The sequence below is a fragment of the Hyphomicrobiales bacterium genome, from assembly GCA_016125495.1.
Classification (GTDB): Bacteria; Pseudomonadota; Alphaproteobacteria; order Rhizobiales; family RI-29; genus RI-29.
Window position 1 is genome coordinate 167,138 of record WGLQ01000002.1, and the last position, 16,739, is coordinate 183,876.

Here is a 16,739-nt window from a genome sequence, read left to right on the forward strand (position 1 = left end):
CTCCATGGGAGGGGTATCGGATGCGGAATGGTGGTGAGCGGAAGTGGTCGGGGGCGGCGCGCCGGGCGCGTGGAATGACGATTGCCGGGGCGCTGCTGACGCTGGCGTGCCTGGTGGGTGCCGCCGAGGCGCTCGAGGCCGATCCCGAAGAGCGCACGAGGCTCAAGGACTGTGAGAAGGCGCTCTGCGCGGTGATCCTCAAGAAGGAGGCGAGCGAAGAGTTCGTCACCTGCGACCTGCAGAAGACCTGGGCTGGAGAGGACATCGACGACGGTGCCAAGGCACGCAGCATCGACTGGGGCTTCGGTGATGCGCGCTGCTCGGTGGCGCTCTCGGTCGCGCAGGCGGCGATCGTCGAGGCGCTGACGAAGGCCAGCTACGAACTTGCAATACCAAAGCACGAGGTCGCTTGCACGATCGAGGGCGAGGGCGAGGCGACGCCTGTCGGCCTCACGCTTGCGCCGAAAATCACTTTCAAGGATGGCCAGGCGAGCAGTGTGACACTCGGGGTCGGGGATATCGTCGGTCCAAGTCTCATCCAGGGTGTGCTCTGGACGGCGGCCAAACTGGAAAGCTCGCTCGGCATGTTCCAGTCTGAAATGGCAAGCGAAGTCAACGAGTTCATTGGGGAAAAATGCGCCAAGCGCTACCCCGAACTGGCCAACTGAAAGGGTTGAGTGCGGCGGGTGGGGGCGGCGGTCTTGGTCGTTTCCCGTCCCGCACTCAGCCGAGCCGGTCGTGACGGCGGCCGAGGGGATAGGCGCGCATCGGATCGTTCCGGCGAAGGTCGGCCAGGATGCGGCGGGCTTCGGAGCAGTCGCGGTCCATCTGCGCGGCGAGTGCTCCGGCGTTCTCGAATGCGCGGTCGCTCCGCAGGTGCGCGATGAACTCGATCTCGATCTCGCGGCCGTATAGGTCGCGATCGAAGGCGAAGAGGAACGTCTCGAGGACCGGCGCTCCGTTGTCGAATGTCGGCCGCGTGCCGAGATAGGCGGCGCCATCGAAATACTCAGCGCCGACGCGGATGCGAACCGCGTAGATGCCGTGCGCCAGGGTCTGGTCCGGCGCGAGGTGGATGTTCGCGGTCGGAAAGCCGAGGCCATGGCCACGGCCGGCGCCTGAGACGACCTGACCGCGCACGCACCACCAGTAGCCCAAAACGTCCGCCGCGGCGCGCACGTCGCCGGCCGCCAGAGCCGCACGTACCCGGCTCGACGAAAAGACCTCACCACCTTCGCCCTGCGGTTCGAGGCGGCTCACCGTGAGGCGGTGCCGAGGGGCGAGTTCGGCGAGCAGCGCCGGCGTTCCCCGGCGGCCCGCACCGAAATGGAAGTCGGCACCGACCACGATCTGACCGGCACCGAGGCCAGCGGCGAGGACGTCGGCAACGAAGGCCTCGGCGGGCATGCCCGCGAGCGCGGCGTCGAATGGCAGAACGACCGCGAGGTCGAGGCCGAGCGCGGCGAGGAGATCGAGCCGCAGCGGGATCGGAGTCAGGGTGATGTGCGGTCGATCCGGGTTGAAGTAGCGACGCGGATGGGGGTCGAAGAAGAGGGCACCGGCGGGTCGTCCGCGCTCGGCGGCAAGGGCGCGCGCCCGGGCGATCACGGCCTGGTGGCCGCGGTGGACGCCATCGAAATTGCCGATGGCGAGGCTCGCGCCGGCCAGTTCGCCGGGCATCTCGCGATAGCTGCGAAGGACTCTCATGGGCGAGCTATTAGACCGGATACCGGCCCTTGGCGAGGTGGTCGTGCGGTGGCGGGATCGCAGGCCCGCGGGCTCGCCCAATCCGGTGCCTCAGGGGCGGCGGGGAACCAGCAAGACGGCCTCGCCTTCCAGCACCCGGGTTTCGCCGACGGCACATTCGCAGCGGAACATGGCGCGGCGCTTGGCCGGAAACAGCTCCTGCAACTCGACCCGGGCGACGACCTCGTCACCAATGCGTACCGGCGCCTTGAAGTTGAGCGTCTGGGCGACATAGATCGCGCCCGGTCCCGGCAGTTGCATGCCGAATATCGCCGAGATGAGGCTCGCCGAGAGGATGCCGTGCGCGATGCGCTCCTTGAAAATGGTGGTCGCGGCGTAGTCGGCGTCGATATGGACGGGGTTGAAGTCGCCCGAGACTTCGGCGAACGCGAGGATGTCGGCCTCGGTGACCTGCTTTCGGTGCTCCGCCGACATGCCGACGGCGAGGTCCTCGAAATAATAACCTTGCCTCACCAACGCATCCATCGTCTCGCCCTCGCGGCCGACCACGGCAAGCGCTGCCGTCCCCTTGCGATGAGCACCGGCCGAACAATCCACCCCTCTATCGCGGCGCAGCTGTGCGTCGATACCCCCAATCGTCTAACCGATCACGATGAATATTTCGGCAACAATTCACCTTGTCTTCAGGGGGATTGCAGTGGGGTTCTGGCTTCGGCCAGCGGCGGGCGGCAGGCTCGCTTCGTGCGGGCCGCAAAGCGATTGCATGCGGAGCGCGCCTCGGCTTATAGGTGGATGATCCAATCAACCGTAGCAAAGCTGCGGGCGCGCATCCCCCCGATGCGGCCGACAGGAGGAAGTTGCCGATGAATGCCACACCGTTGATGCCCAAGGCGACGGCCGTCTGGCTGGTCGAGAATACCTCGCTCTCCTTCGAGCAGATCGCGGAATTCTGTGGCCTCCATGTGCTCGAGGTGAGGGGAATCGCGGACGGCGACGTGGCGCAGGGCATCAAGGGCATGGATCCGATCTCGGCCGGTGAGGTGACGCGCGAGGAGATCAAGCGCGCCCAGGCCGATCCGAACTACCGGATGAAGATTTCCGGTCCCAAGGTGCAGATCCCGAGCGTCAAGCGCAAGAAGGCGCCGCGCTACACGCCGGTGTCTCGCCGACAGGACCGGCCAAATGCCATTCTCTGGCTCGTCAAGCATCATCCCGAATTGCTCGACAGCCAGGTGATCCGCCTCGTCGGGACGACCAAGCCGACGATCCAGGCGATCCGCGAGCGCACGCACTGGAACTCTCCTAACCTCGTCGCGCAGGATCCGGTGACGCTGGGGTTGTGCAGCCAGATCGATCTCGATTCCGAGGTTCGTAAGGCCGCAAAGCGGGTCGCTGCCGAGCGCGAGGCCAAGGGCGGCGGTCCCGCGCCGGCGGGCACGATCCTGCCGACCGAGGAAACCGTCGCTCCAGCCGCTCCACAAGCGCCCGAACCCGAGGTGCGCAAGGCGGACGTGATGCCAGACGCCGACACGGTTTTCGCAAACCTCGGCGGTCGCTCGATGCGACCCAAGGAAGACGAGGAGTGATTGGCGCCTCGCCCGGCCTCGGGCGTGGAGAACGGTTCGGGTCCTCACGTCGAGCAATCGTTCCGTTCGAAAACCGGATAAGATCGCGCTCGGGGAACCTGCATAGGGGCGCATGAGCGAGGATCGAGACAACCCGGCAGCGCCCGCAGCACCGCTTCCCATCGATGCGGGCACGCGCGCGCTCGTTCGGCGGTTCTGGCGCGATTGGATCGCCGGGCGTGGCCGCGAGATCGTGGTCTCGCTGCTGCTCATGGCCGGCGTTGCGGCCACGGCCGGGGCCTATCCGCAGGTCATTCGCTATTCCTACGACACGCTGACCGCCGGTAACCTCGGAGCGCTCGGCCTCGTCCTGTCGCTCATCATCGGCGTCACGTTGTTCCGGGCAATCGTCCTCTATCTGCAATCGGTCGCCGCCAACCGTCTGGTCCTGGCGATCTCGGTCGATCTCCAGAAGGCGGTGTTCGCCCAACTCGTCGAGGCCGACTTCGCCCGCATCGCGCGCGACAGCCCTGGCCATGTCGTCTCGCGGCTGACGAACGATGTGCAGTTCGTGCAGACGGCGCTGCTGACGGTGCTGAATTCGGCCGTGCGCGACACGCTGACCATTCTGGCCGTCGTCGCGGTGATGTTCCACACCGACTGGCTCATGACCCTGGTCGTGCTTTGCGTCTATCCCGTCGCGGCTTGGCCGATCGTGGCGATCGGCAAGCGGTTGAGGCGCAATGCCCGGCGCACGCAGTCCGGCCTCGGAGACATGACGGCGGAACTGTCCGAGAGCATCTCGGGGGTACGTCTCATCAAGGCATTCGGGCTCGAAAAGCATGTCGCCGGACGGCTCAACCGGCGCTTCGACGACATCTTCCGTTTGCGCATGAAGGCGGTGCGCGCGCGCTCGGCACTCGATCCGATGCTCGAGGCGCTGGGCGGCTTCGCGGTCGCCGGGGTCATCGCGCTCATCACCTATCGCATCGCGGCCGGCGTGCTGACCGTCGGGGACTTCATGGCATTCCTCACCGCGCTCTTCATGGCGGCGCAGCCGATCCGTGGCCTCGGCAATCTCAACGCCCGCCTGCAGGAGGGATTGGCGGCGGTCGAGCGCATCTATGCCGTGCTCGACGAGAAGCCGACCATCGTCGACAAGCCCGGGGCGCGGCCGCTGGAGGTTCCGGCGGGCGCGATCGAATTTCGTGACGTGTCGTTCGCCTATGCGGCGGACGAGCCTGCGGCGGTTCGCGCGTTCAGCCTCGCGGTCGAGGGCGGGCGGACAGTGGCGCTCGTCGGGCGGTCGGGGGCCGGCAAGTCGACGATCATCAACCTCGTGCCACGGCTCTTCGACGTCACCGCGGGGGCGATCCTCATCGATGGCCAGGACGTGCGCGACGTGACGGTCGCGAGCCTACGGCAGGCGATCGCCCTGGTCAGCCAGGACATCACTCTGTTCAACGATACGGTGAGCGCCAACATCGCGCTCGGCCGCCTCGGCGCCAGCGAGGCCGAGATCGTGGCGGCCAGCGAGCAGGCGATGGCGGACGAGTTCGTTCGCCAGTTGCCGGATGGCTACCAGACAGTGCTCGGCGATCGCGGCATGCGCCTTTCCGGCGGCCAGCGCCAGCGTATCGCGCTCGCACGCGCGATCCTCAAGGGGGCGCCCATTCTGCTGCTCGACGAGGCGACCAGCGCGCTCGACACCCAATCGGAGCGCGCGGTGCAGGAAGCGCTGGCGCGGTTCGCGCGGAACCGGACCACGTTGGTGATCGCGCACCGCCTTTCGACGGTACAGAATGCGGACCTCATCTGCGTGCTCGAGGACGGGGCACTCGTCGAATCGGGTCGGCATCGCGATCTCGTTGCAGCGAACGGGCCTTATGCGAGGCTGGTTCTGGCGCAACTCGCCGACGACAGTGATCATCCCATGGCCGCCGATGGGGCGGGCGGCCCGCAATAGTGCCGGATCGAGGCCATTGGTGGCCCCGCCCCTACTCGCGGCGAAGGATGCGGTTGACGACGAAATTCGACCAGGATCGGGAGGCGAAGCCGGCGCGCACGGTCGCGGGATCGTAGCGGTTCTCGAGCCAGTCGAGGAAAGCCGCCACCTCGCCCTCGGTCCGGGCCATGCCATCGTCGCGCTCGGCGATGTAGCGATCGAAGAAATAGTCGAGAACGCCCGTGTCGGCGGCGCGGAAATGGCCGAAACGCCAATCGAGCTGGCGCTTGGCGTCCACCGCCGGCTGTCGCTCGCGAAAGAGCGCATAGAGGACGCTCATCAGTCCGACGCGGTCAGCCCCCGATTTGCAGTGCAGAAGGATCGGGTATTCGACTTCCTCGAGCAGCGTGCGGGCTTCGAGGATCACCGACTTTTCGGGCGCGGCGCGCGATTTCAGCTGGAAATCGACGAGGCGGATACCGTGACGCTCGCAGGCCGCGCGCTCGAGGCGATAGCTGCCGCAGTCACGTTCGCCGCGCAGGTTGACGATGGTGCGCACGCCGAGCCGCGCGAGGTGAGCGATCTGATGGGGCGCGGGCTGGCTGGAGCGCCATGCCACCGCACCGAGCCGGTGGCGGTTCGGATAGATCACCCGGAAGATGCCATGATCGACGAGCAGCATGTCGAGGTAGTCGTAGATCGGGCCGAACAGCCGCACCGCCCAGGCCGGCGAGCGGCGGGCGATTTCCTGGCGCGTGCCGGCCATCGACCGATAGAGCTGGCGGCGCTGGCGTTTTGCGATCTTCATGGGTCGATTCGCCCGTGCCGGCGGTGGCCGCAAGGGCGCGGCGCGATCTCCCCGGGATCGTCCACCGGCATGCGAATCTGGAATTGGTTCCAATAGATCAACGTGTTGCTCGCTTGCCGGGGCATCACCACGCCATCGCGATCACGCCTTCCAGCGTGCGATTGGCTTATCGGAGATATCCGCTATAGAAACGTACATCAATGGGGCGGTCAGTGGCGGCGCGCCAACGCGGCGCCCGGGGGGCCCGATCACATTGGAACCGGGGCAGATGCCGCAAGTCGAGCCGCATGCCGCCGCCTCGTCCGAACGCGTAGAGGCCAGTTCGTTCAGGCGGCGGCTCTATGGCTCGATCGGGATGCTGCTGGCGCAATATGCGCGGCTCGTCCACGCCAGCACCCGCCTCGTCGCCGAGCCGGCGGAATTCGAACGGTCGTACACCACCCATTTCCCCTTCGTCGCCGCCATGTGGCATGGCCAGAACCTCATGCTGCCCTACGTCAACCAGCGGGGCATGCCGGTCGACATCATCGTGGCGCGGCATGCCGATGCCGAGATCAGCGGGGCAGCGCTCGAGAGGTTCGGCTTTCGCTTGCTGCGTGGGGCGGGCGCGCGCGCTGGAAAGCGCGACAAGGGGGGGACGGAGGCGCTGCGTGCGGCGGTCCGTTCGATCCGTGCGGGGCGCACGGTCGGCTTGTCCGCAGAGGTGCCACCCGGGCCGGCGCGTCGGGCAACGCTCGGCACGGTGATGCTCGCCAAGCTTTCGGGGGCGCCGATCCGCCCGATCGCGGCGGCGACGACGCACTACGTTGCCTTCAACACCTGGAGCCGCATGACGATCAACTTGCCGTTCGGCCGGCTGGCACTCGTGATGGGCGAGCCGATCCGCGTTGCCCGGGAGGCCGACGATGCGGAACTCGAGCGCAAGCGGTCCGAACTGCAGCAGGCGTTGGATCGCGTGACCATGCGCGCCTACGAGCTGGCCGGGGCACGAATCGAGGGTTCGTTGCCGGCCCATCTCGCGCCGGTGCCGTCGCCGGGGCTTCTGCTCAGTTCCTACCGGCGGGCGGCGGGGCTCCTTGCACCGCTCGCACCATGGCTGCTCAAAGGGCGCCTCGCACGCGGCAAGGAGGACAGCGCGCGGATCGGCGAGCGATACGGTATCGCCTCGCGCGACCGGCCCGACGGGGAACTCGTCTGGGTGCATGCCGCGAGCGTCGGGGAGATGAATGCCGTGCTGCCGGTGATGGCCGAGCTCGGGGCGCGGCGGCGGGATCTGCGTTTCCTGCTGACGACGGGGACCGTGACGTCGGCGGCGATCGCGGCGGAGCGGTTGCGGGCGGGTGACATCCACCAATATGTACCGCTCGATGCGCCGGTCTATTGTAGACGGTTCCTCGAGCATTGGCGTCCCTCACTCGCCATTCTCACCGAATCGGACGTCTGGCCGAACATGGTGCTCGAAGTCGCCCGTCGCGGCATCCCGATCGCCGTGGTCAATGGGCGTATCTCGGCCAAGTCTTTTGCATCGTGGGTGCGCCGCAGCCGCAGCTCGCGGGCGATTTTCGGTCATATCCAGCTCGCGGTCACTCAGAACGATCGGATGGCGATGCGCTACCTGCGGCTCGGCGCACGCGATGCGGTGGCGGTCGGCAACGTCAAGGTCGATGCGCCGGCGCCCCCGGTCGATCGACGTGCGCTCGAGGAACTCCGGGGGGCGATCGGCGATCGGCCGGTGCTGGTCGCGGCCTCCACCCACCCGGGCGAGGAGACGCTCGTTGCGAGCGCGCACAAGCTGGCGGCAGAGCGGCTGCCCGGGCTGCTCACCATCATCGTGCCGCGCCATCCCGAGCGGGGTGGAGCGGTCGTGCGGGAGATCGCGGACCTCGGGTTGAAGGTCGCGCGGCGCTCGCATGGTGAGCTCCCCACGGGGCAAGAGGATATTTATGTGGCGGATACGCTGGGCGAACTCGGCACATTCTACGCGCTCGCGCCGGTCGCATTTCTCGGCGGCTCGCTCGTCGAGCATGGGGGGCAAAACCCGATCGAGGCGATCCGCCACGGCGCCGGAGTGCTGGTCGGTCCTCACCGGATGAATTTCCGCGACATCTACAAGTCCCTTCTCACGGGCGGTGGCGCGCACGAGGTTACAACACCGGAGGCACTGGCGCGGGAGGCGGCCGGTCTGCTCGGCGACAAGGCCGCGCTCGAAGCGCTCGGCGCGCGCGGGCAACTGGCGCTCGCCGAGCTCGAAGGGGCGCTCGAGAGAACCGTGACACTGCTCGGCGAGCGTTTTTCGCTCTTTGCCGGCGAGGAGGAGGGTGCGCGTGCGTCTTAAATCTCCGTCTTGGTGGTATGGCGGAGAGCCCGGTGCGGTCGCCCGAGTGCTCGGACCCTTGGGGCGCGTGCATCATCTCCTCGCGCGGCGCCGCATGCGCGCGTCGGGTGCTTTTCGGGCGCCGGTGCCGGTCATCTGCGTTGGAAATTTCACTGCCGGCGGGGCGGGCAAGACACCGGTCGCGCGGTTCATCGCGGAGGAAATCGCCGGGCTCGACGTGCAGCCGGTGTTTCTTACGAGGGGGTACCGCGGGCAGGCGCGCGGTCCGCTGCTCGTCGATCCGGCAATGCACGGAGCCGGGGAGGTCGGCGACGAAGCGCTCTTGCTCGCCGCCGACGAGCCGACGGTCGTCGCGCGCGACCGGGTGGCGGGGGCCAAGCACGCGCTCACGGTGGTGCCGCGGGCGGGTGCCATCATCATGGATGACGGTTTGCAGAACGGGGCGGTCGCAAAGTCGCTCTCGATCGCCGTCGTCGATGCCGGTGCCGGCGTCGGAAACGGTCTCGTGATGCCGGCCGGACCGCTGCGGGCCGACCTCAGCTTCCAACTCGAGCACGTTGATGCCGTCATCGTCCTTTCGACGGGGGCCGGGCGCGTCCATCGAAGCCTCGAGCAGGTGCGGGCCGAAGCGAAAGGTGCCGGGGTGCCGGTGCTCGAGGCGATGCTCGAGCCGAACGCGCCAGCACGCTTCTTATCGGGCCGCCGTGTCGTGGCGTTCGCCGGGATCGGACGTCCGGAGAAATTCTTCGAGACGCTCGAGGGGATCGGAGCCGAGATCGTCGCGCGCGTGCCGCGCGGGGATCACGAGCCGATGGGCGAGAAGGAGGCGGCTGGCCTCCTCGATCTCGCGGGGCGCCACGACGCGCTGCTGGTAACGACGCAGAAGGATCACGTCCGCTTGATGCCCGGGATCGACGCGGGCGGGGCGCTGGCGCGATTGCGCGAGCGAGCCGTCGTGGTGGCGGTCGATGTCGTCATGGCACGTGGTGACCGGCAAACGGTGGTGGACCGGCTTGCCGGCGTACTCACGGGCACGGCTGCGAGGGTCTGATCAGGTCGGCTGGCTCGACAGGCGCACCAGTCCCTCACGCGCGGCCGGTTGCTTGGGGTCGAGCCGCAGCGCCTTGACATAGGCGTTGCGGGCCTCCTCGGGCTTTCCCATTTCCTCGGCGACGAGGCCGCGCCAGGTCCAGGCCGTCGACCGGCCGGGGTCGATATCGGTGGCTTCCTTGAAGTCGGCCTCCGCCTGGCGACGGTCGGCCCGCGCAAGGTGGCTCTGGCCACGCGCCAGATAGACGTCGGCCGCCTCGGGAGCGAGTGCGAGGGCTTGATCGAAATCGGTGATCGCCGCCTCGTGCGCCCCGCTCTGCTGGTGCAGTCGCCCGCGCGCGAAGTAGGCGAAAGGCTCCTCGGTCGATTGGTCGATGGCGTTCGAGAGATCGGCCATTGCAAGGTCGGTGCGGCCAGCCTCGAGCATCAGGCGGGCGCGGGCGACGAAGGCCTTGGTGTAGGAGGGAGCGAGGCGGATGGCGGCGGAGAAATCGGCGTGGGCGCGCTCGACGTCGTGCCTGCGGGCATGGGCGAGGCCGCGATTGTAGTGGGCCTGATGGTAGGAGGGGTCGCGGGCCAGGGCCTCACTGAAGTCGGCGATGGCGGCATCGAGGTTGCCGGATTCGGCGAGGGCGGAGCCTCGCACATTGAGCGCATGCGCGTCGTCGGGGTTGCTGGCGACCACCTGGCTCAGGGAGGCGATGTTCGAACCTGCCGGGCTCGACGGCAGGGCCCTGGTCGAGCCGGTCAGCGCATGAGGCGCCGAGGCCGATTGGCAGCCTCCAAGGAGGGCGATGAGGAGCGCCCCGAGAACGGGCGCGGTGGTGATGCTTTTCGACACGCGACGATACCCCACGCAACAACGCGGACCCCAACCGGGGCCGGACACGACTTGACGGCGACCGGGTCGCGCCAACGGATGGCGGAGCCACGGTCGAACGGGTGTCAGTTTCGGGGATGGGAATTGCCAATCGGTAAACGCGCGTCACGAAATGGACGCCGGTTCGATCGGCGGGGTCACCGCCAGGGCAGGGGATGCGCGACGGCGCCGGGCGGCGGGACCGGTTCGCTCGTCAAATCGCTCGAACGGCGACTCGAAAACGCATCGAGGCCGGAGCGCTCACGCGTCCGGCTCGTGGTCGTTCGACATCGATGGCTAGCCCTCGTGGGGCCCTGCGGAGCGCAGTCGCGGCCCTCGGAGGGCCGACCCCGTCAGCGGGCGACGACCTTGGGCGCCGCCACGAGGCCCTCGCGCTGGGCGCGCTTGCGGGCGAGCTTGCGAGCGCGGCGCACCGCCTCGGCCTTCTCGCGGGCGCGCTTCTGCGACGGCTTTTCGTAGAAATTCCGAAGCTTCATCTCGCGGAAGATGCCTTCGCGCTGCATCTTCTTCTTGAGGGCGCGGAGCGCCTGATCGACGTTGTTGTCGCGAACGAGTACCTGCACGCGTCATCCTCGCTTGGCAGTGTCATCTGGGGAGCGTGGAAACGAACAGCTTCCACTCGAGCTTGCGGTGCCTGGCAACGACTCGACGCCGTCAGCCGCACCAGCATGCATACGCGGCCCGTTAGCTATCAGATCGCGGCGCGGGTGTCCAGGAAGTCGGCGGTGGAATGGCGACAATACCGCGATCCCAGGCGTCGGGCTTCCGAGCGGGCAGCGAATGCATCAATCCGCATCCCCGTTCCGACGGTTCGCAAGCTCCAATCTGTTGACGTGTCCCATCTTGCGACCCGGGCGGGCGACGGCCTTGCCATAGAGGTGAAGCCGGTTGCGCGGATCGGACGCCAGCTCGCGCCAGCGGTCCGCCTCGTGTCCGATCAGGTTCGTCATGGTGACCGGGCCGATCCGATCCGTTGCCCCGAGCGGCCAGCCGGCGATGGCGCGCACGTGGTTCTCGAACTGGCTGGTCAGCGCGGCGTCCTCGGTCCAGTGCCCCGAATTGTGGACGCGTGGGGCCAATTCATTGACGATCAGGGGGCCGAGGGGGTCGTGCGGCACGTGGAACAGCTCGACCGCGAGGGTTCCGACATAGTCGAGAGCCTCGAGCAGATCGCGCGCGATGGCGCGGGCGAGGTCGGCGGTTCCCGCATCGACCGTGGCGGGCAGGCGCGAGACACGAAGAATCTGATCGCGGTGCTCGTTCTCGGCGAGGTCGTAATTGACGATGGAACCGTCCAGCCCTCGGGTCGCGACGACCGACAGCTCGCGGGCGAAGTCGACACGTGCTTCGAGGATCGCGGGTGCCGAGCCGATACTGTGCCATGCCGCCACGCCGATTTCCGGACGGGCGTCTTCGAGGCGGACCTGACCTTTTCCGTCGTAGCCGAAGCGGCGGGTCTTGAGGAGGGCCGGGGCGCCGATGTGGGCGAGGGCCTTGGCGATGTCGGCCTCGTGCGCAACCGGCGCGAAAGGAGCGACCCGGTGGCCGACCGAGAGAACGAGTTCGCGTTCCAGGAGGCGGTCCTGGGTGGCTTCGAGGGCGCGCCGGGAGGGGCGCAGCGGGGCGTGCAGGGCCGCGGCGTCGGCAGTCGCGAGCGGCACGTTCTCGAATTCGTAGGTGAGCACGTCGACGCTGCCTGCAAAGCGCGCGATGGCGTCGAGATCGTCGTAGTCCGCGTGGATCCCTTGCCGCGCGACCTCGAGCGCCGGATCGTCGCCCCGGTCGCTCAGAACGTGCACGTGCAGGCCGAGGCGCGCCGCCGCGAGGGCCAACATCCGTCCGAGCTGGCCGCCGCCGAGAATTCCGATCGTTGCGCCCGGCGCGAGCGCTGCGGGTTGGTCCGCCATGGCGGGGTCAGCCTACGGGTCGTTCGGCGACGGCCGCGGTCTGGGCCTCGCGAAGCCGATCGATGCGCGCGGCGAGCGAGGGATCGGCAAGGGCCAGGATCTGGGCGGCGAGCAGGCCGGCATTGCGCGCTCCCGCGTCACCGATCGCCAGCGTGCCGACGGGGATACCGGCCGGCATTTGAACGATCGAAAGTAGGCTGTCGCGACCTGAAAGGGCCTTCGAGACAATGGGCACACCGAGAACGGGCAGGCTGGTGAGCGAGGCGGCCATGCCGGGCAGGTGCGCGGCTCCGCCGGCGCCCGCGATGATCACCTTGAGGCCCCGCTCGCGGGCGGTGCGCGCATAGCTCCACAGGCGGTCCGGCGTGCGGTGGGCCGAGACGATGCGGGTTTCGTGCGCCACCTCGAGTTCGCTCAAGGCCTCGGCGGCCAGGCGCATGGTCGGCCAGTCGGACTGGCTGCCCATGATGATGCCGACCAGTGGCTGCGATGTCGCCATGTTCAAAGGTTCCAGGTCCGGGGCGCGCCGCGCTCGCCGCGGCCGTTCGACATAGTCCGTGATAATATCTCGCAACCCCGGGTGGGCAAGGGGGCCGTGCCACCCGGGCCCGGCGCGCCGGAAGGCTCAGGCAATGATGTCAGGAAACAACCTGTTCTCGATGACCTTGATCTCGTCCTTGAGCCGCAATTTCTGTTTCTTGAGACGGGTCAGCTGCAACTGATCGGCGTTGCGCGTCTCGAGTGCGTGAATGGCGCAGTCGAGGTCGTGATGTTGTTGGCGCATACGGGCGAGGCGTGTGCGCAGTTCGAGCTCATCCTCGCGGTTCATTCGTGACCCATGCAACCGATCCGACAGTCGCACCAGCAACGTGCCTTCGCGATCATCGCCGTGTTCGCCCGACTTTACAACCATCGCCGATCGTCACCTTCGGCTAACCAACAGGGCCGGTCGACGAGTGGACAAAACGAGCCTTCTCTGACACTCTCACGAGGTCAACACAGAACGGAGGTAGCGATGGCTGTTGGAGCCCACCTCAGCGAGCTCGCTGAGAAGCATCGGCTTCTCGACCGCAAGATCGAGGAGCTTCTGGCGAGCCCGAGCAGTGACGACATGGAGATCCAGGAGCTGAAGCGACAAAAACTGAAGTTGAAGGACGAAATGGAGCGGCTCTCCGCCACATCGCACTGACGCGACGAAGGCCGAGAAATTCGACTTGATGGTCCACCATCCTGCGCCCGGGTTCTGTTCGTATTCGTTCCGGGCGCACATGGTGCCGCGAATGTCCGGGATGGCGGCCGTAGAGCGTCGCTGGCCTGACGGATGGAATGTTGCGGTTGCGCGCGCGCGACGCAGCATCTTAGCGCGCGTTGGCGCGATCGACGGACATGGTCCGGGGGCTCGCCCTTCGCCGGTTGCCATTCCTGCCCCCCAAGGGCCGGCGGCGGATCGGAATGACAAGGGGGCCGGGTGCAAGCCCGCGCACGCCGGGCGCGGCGATCAGTCCTCGCGCGCCATCTCCCGCAGTCTGAACTTCTGGATCTTGCCCGTGGAGGTTTTCGGAATTTCCGCGAAGACGAAATGTCGCGGGCATTTGAACCGGGCGAGGCGCTCGCGGCAGAAGGCGAGCAATTCATCCGCTGTCACCACGGCCCCGGGGCGCAACTCGATGAAGGCGCATGGCGTCTCGCCCCAGTGCTCATCGGGACGCGCGACGACGCCAACCGCCTGGACGGCGGGGTGCTTGTAGAGGACGTCCTCGACCTCGATCGAAGATATGTTCTCCCCGCCCGAGATGATGATGTCCTTGGAGCGATCCTTGAGCTGGATGTAGCCGTCGGGGTGCATGACGCCGAGGTCACCGGTGTGGAACCAGCCGCCGGCGAAGGCCTCGCCGGTCGCCTTCTCGTTCTTCAGGTAGCCCTTCATGACGATGTTGCCGCGGCACATGACCTCGCCCATCGTCTCGCCGTCGGAGGGGACCGCCTGCATGGTCGCGGGGTCGCGCACGCTGAGGCCTTCGAGGGCCGTGTAGCGCACGCCCTGGCGGGCTTTCTTCCTGGCCCGCTCCGGGCCCTCGAGTGCCGACCATTCCCCCTTCCACTCGTTGACGACGGCCGGGCCGTAAGTCTCCGTCAGGCCGTAGAGGTGCGTCACCTCGAAACCGGCATCGGCCATGGCGGCGAGCACGGCCTCGGGCGGCGGGGCGGCGGCAGTGTTGAAGGTGACGGTCTGCGGGAACCCGCGTTTTTCCTCCGCAGGTGCATTGAGCAGCGTCGACATGACGATCGGGGCGCCGCAGAGGTGGGTGACGCCATGGTCGGCTATCGCCTCGTACATCGCTTTCGCGCGCACCCAGCGGAGACAGACGTGCGTGCCGGCGACGGCGGAAATGGTCCAGGGAAAGCACCAGCCGTTGCAGTGGAACATCGGCAGTGTCCAGAGATAGACCGGGTGGCGTCCAAGTCCGGAGGCGAGTGCGTTGGCGAAACACATGAGATAGGCGCCGCGATGGTGGTAGACAACGCCCTTCGGGTTGCCGGTGGTGCCGGAGGTATAATTGAGGGAGATTGCGTCCCATTCGTCGCCCGGCAGGCGCCATTCGAATGCCGGATCGCCCGAGGAGAGGAATTCCTCGTAGTCGAGATCGCCGAGCCGCTCGCCGGTCTGTGGAAACTCGGGATCGTCGTAGTCGATGACGCGGGGCTTCACCCTGGCGAGCGCGAGCGCCTCCTTCATGACCGGTGCGAACTCGCGGTCGGTGACGAGCACCTTGCTTTCGGCATGGTCGAGCTGGAAGGCGACGATGGCGGCGTCGAGCCGAGTGTTGAGACTGTGGAGCACGGCGCCCGTCATCGGCACGCCCATGTGCGCCTCGAGCATGGCTGGCGTGTTCGAGAGCATCACCGTCACCGTGTCGCCTTTCGTAACGCCGATCCGCGAGAGGGCCGAGGCGAGGCGGCGTGAGCGGGCGTAATAGTCGGCATAGGTCGTGCGCGTTCGGCCGTGGACAATGGCGGTGGCGGCGGGGAAGGTTGCGGCGGTGCGCTCGAACAGGCTCAACGGCGACAGCGGCTGATGGTTCGCCGGGTTGCGGTCGAGTCCCATGTCGTAGGGTGAGGCGGCGTCGCGGGAGGCCATCGTGCGGGGTCCTTGGCAAGCGGCTCGGTCATTCCCTCCTACACTGGCACGCGGGGTCTCGCAAAGCCCAGGGGTTGCCTGGTCACCTCGGCACGAACGCCGTTTCCGCCAAGGGCGGTCGGCGAACGGCACGCTGCGGCCCGCTGGTTGCGGCGGCGGCGGAACGGGCACGGAACTTGCTTACACCGTACAAGCTCACCGGTCGGCGTCCGCCGCTCGTGGGACCCTCGTGGTCCGCCGTGGTCGAGCAGGGGCGTAAGGCGCCAATTGTGTGTGCAACTCGAGGTGCGAATGGGACTGAACAGCCAGACGGTCAACCTCCTTCTCGGCGCCCGGTCCCGCGGCGTCGCGGATTTCCGCCAGACGCTCACGCTCGGGCGTCAGGAGCTGCACATGCCGCCCCGACGCCTCGCGCGAGCAATGCGGCGCGCCGGCTATGACGAAGCGCAGATCGCCGCCGTGCTTGCCGCGGGCGAGCGGGCGGGCGATGCATTCTTTGCGGCACTCGGATGTGAGCGCCTCGAGGTGCTCGACCGGTCGCCCTACGAAGGGGCGACCATCATCCACGACCTCAACTCGCCGATGCCGGCGGAACTCGAGGACCGGTTCGGCTGTGTGTTCGACGGCGGTGTGCTGCATTATGTCTTCGACGTCGCAACGGCCTTCGAGACGACAATGAGACTGGTGGCACCGGGCGGCACGCTGATCGCGGCGACAGTGGCGAACAATGCCTGCGGTCACGGGCTCTACCAGTTCGCGCCCGAGCTGTTCTTCGGACTGCTCTCGGACGAGAACGGCTATCGCGATACGGAAGTGTATCTGGCCGAGGAGTTCGGACGACGGGACTGGCTACGCGTCGAGAATCCGCGCAGCACGCGTCGACACTTCCATTTCTCGAACCGGCGTTTCACGCACATGCTCGTGCTGTCGCGCAAGCATCGCTCGCTTGGCCCCTCGCTCGCTCGCCCGATCAAGTTCGAGTACGATGTTCCGAGCAACGCGCCGCAAGAGGGGGCGGTGGCCGGGGCCTCCAGGGACAAGGCCAACACCGGATTCGTCACCCGGGCATCCCGCGCCCTCAAGCGCCGATTGCCGCCAGCGGCCTATCACGAGATCGCCGAGCTCTATCTGAGGGCCAAGGCCGCAATGCAGCCGAGCCCGCCCGGAATCTCGTCGATCGAGCCGGAGCGCTGGGCGCGCCAGAAGTATCCGCAATCCGACTGATTGCGTCGCGCCTCCCGACATGCTTGCTTGCCGGCCGACGATGACGCCCGAGCATGCAACGACCGCATTGGCTCGGTGCGCCAGGCTAGTGTTGCGTCACTGACGCTCGGTTCCCGGTTGCCGCGCAGCGGTCTGCCGAGCGTCAGTGACGAAAGCAACACTAGGATCATAAAGTTGCT

16 protein-coding genes are annotated in these 16,739 nt (G+C 67.4%); 7 read left to right on the top strand and 9 right to left on the bottom strand.

Annotated features, from left to right (window positions below):
* Positions 1–20 precede the first annotated feature (20 nt).
* On the top strand, positions 21–668 hold the full coding sequence (locus GC150_01285) for a hypothetical protein (GenBank protein ID MBI1383533.1): 648 nt from the start codon (positions 21–23) through the stop codon (positions 666–668).
* A 55-nt stretch (positions 669–723) separates the two neighbouring features.
* Here GC150_01285 and GC150_01290 read toward each other — a convergent pair whose 3' ends face one another.
* Positions 724–1,707 carry a bifunctional riboflavin kinase/FAD synthetase gene (locus GC150_01290; GenBank protein MBI1383534.1) on the bottom strand — a complete coding sequence of 328 codons (984 nt, stop codon included), beginning with the start codon at positions 1,705–1,707 and terminating at the stop codon, positions 724–726.
* Positions 1,708–1,797: 90 nt separating this feature from the next.
* A complete protein-coding gene (locus GC150_01295; GenBank protein MBI1383535.1) occupies positions 1,798–2,232 on the bottom strand; it encodes an acyl dehydratase in 435 nt (144 codons plus the stop codon).
* A 338-nt stretch (positions 2,233–2,570) separates the two neighbouring features.
* On the opposite strand from GC150_01295, the gene GC150_01300 reads away from it, so the two are divergent.
* Both GC150_01300 and GC150_01305 read left to right on the top strand, forming a co-directional pair.
* A complete protein-coding gene (locus GC150_01300; GenBank protein ID MBI1383536.1) occupies positions 2,571–3,293 on the top strand; it encodes a DUF1013 domain-containing protein in 723 nt (240 codons plus the stop codon).
* Positions 3,294–3,405: 112 nt separating this feature from the next.
* On the top strand, positions 3,406–5,238 hold the full coding sequence (locus GC150_01305) for an ATP-binding cassette domain-containing protein (protein ID MBI1383537.1): 1,833 nt from the start codon (positions 3,406–3,408) through the stop codon (positions 5,236–5,238).
* 31 nt (positions 5,239–5,269) lie between these two features.
* Here the strand turns inward: GC150_01305 and GC150_01310 are convergent, their stop codons facing one another.
* Positions 5,270–5,983 carry a protein tyrosine phosphatase gene (locus GC150_01310; protein MBI1383538.1) on the bottom strand — a complete coding sequence of 238 codons (714 nt, stop codon included), beginning with the start codon at positions 5,981–5,983 and terminating at the stop codon, positions 5,270–5,272.
* 40 nt (positions 5,984–6,023) lie between these two features.
* On the opposite strand from GC150_01310, the gene GC150_01315 reads away from it, so the two are divergent.
* Both GC150_01315 and lpxK read left to right on the top strand, forming a co-directional pair.
* Complete coding sequence (locus tag GC150_01315) at positions 6,024–8,360, top strand: DUF374 domain-containing protein (GenBank protein ID MBI1383539.1); 2,337 nt, start codon at positions 6,024–6,026, stop codon at positions 8,358–8,360.
* Between the two features lie 46 nt (positions 8,361–8,406).
* The gene (gene lpxK / locus GC150_01320; GenBank protein MBI1383540.1) at positions 8,407–9,411 is read left to right on the top strand and encodes a tetraacyldisaccharide 4'-kinase; all 1,005 of its coding nucleotides are present in this window, start codon (positions 8,407–8,409) and stop codon (positions 9,409–9,411) included.
* Here the strand turns inward: lpxK and GC150_01325 are convergent, their stop codons facing one another.
* The 5 genes from GC150_01325 to GC150_01345 form a co-directional block, all read right to left on the bottom strand.
* Positions 9,412–10,251: a tetratricopeptide repeat protein gene (locus GC150_01325; protein ID MBI1383541.1), complete on the bottom strand. Its 840-nt coding sequence runs from the start codon at positions 10,249–10,251 to the stop codon at positions 9,412–9,414.
* Positions 10,252–10,622: 371 nt separating this feature from the next.
* Complete coding sequence (gene rpsU, locus GC150_01330) at positions 10,623–10,853, bottom strand: 30S ribosomal protein S21 (protein MBI1383542.1); 231 nt, start codon at positions 10,851–10,853, stop codon at positions 10,623–10,625.
* A gap of 222 nt (positions 10,854–11,075) precedes the next feature.
* Positions 11,076–12,197 (bottom strand): 5-(carboxyamino)imidazole ribonucleotide synthase, encoded by a 1,122-nt coding sequence (locus tag GC150_01335; GenBank protein MBI1383543.1) that lies wholly within the window; start codon positions 12,195–12,197, stop codon positions 11,076–11,078.
* Positions 12,198–12,204: 7 nt separating this feature from the next.
* A complete protein-coding gene (gene purE / locus GC150_01340; protein ID MBI1383544.1) occupies positions 12,205–12,696 on the bottom strand; it encodes a 5-(carboxyamino)imidazole ribonucleotide mutase in 492 nt (163 codons plus the stop codon).
* 126 nt (positions 12,697–12,822) lie between these two features.
* The gene (locus tag GC150_01345; GenBank protein MBI1383545.1) at positions 12,823–13,026 is read right to left on the bottom strand and encodes a DUF465 domain-containing protein; all 204 of its coding nucleotides are present in this window, start codon (positions 13,024–13,026) and stop codon (positions 12,823–12,825) included.
* Between the two features lie 186 nt (positions 13,027–13,212).
* On the opposite strand from GC150_01345, the gene GC150_01350 reads away from it, so the two are divergent.
* The gene (locus GC150_01350; GenBank protein MBI1383546.1) at positions 13,213–13,386 is read left to right on the top strand and encodes a DUF465 domain-containing protein; all 174 of its coding nucleotides are present in this window, start codon (positions 13,213–13,215) and stop codon (positions 13,384–13,386) included.
* Between the two features lie 309 nt (positions 13,387–13,695).
* Here GC150_01350 and GC150_01355 read toward each other — a convergent pair whose 3' ends face one another.
* Positions 13,696–15,336 carry an AMP-binding protein gene (locus tag GC150_01355; GenBank protein MBI1383547.1) on the bottom strand — a complete coding sequence of 547 codons (1,641 nt, stop codon included), beginning with the start codon at positions 15,334–15,336 and terminating at the stop codon, positions 13,696–13,698.
* A gap of 291 nt (positions 15,337–15,627) precedes the next feature.
* Between GC150_01355 and GC150_01360 the strand changes: the two genes are divergently transcribed.
* Positions 15,628–16,560, top strand: coding sequence for a hypothetical protein (locus GC150_01360; protein MBI1383548.1), 933 nt, complete (start codon positions 15,628–15,630; stop codon positions 16,558–16,560).
* Positions 16,561–16,739: the final 179 nt, after the last annotated feature.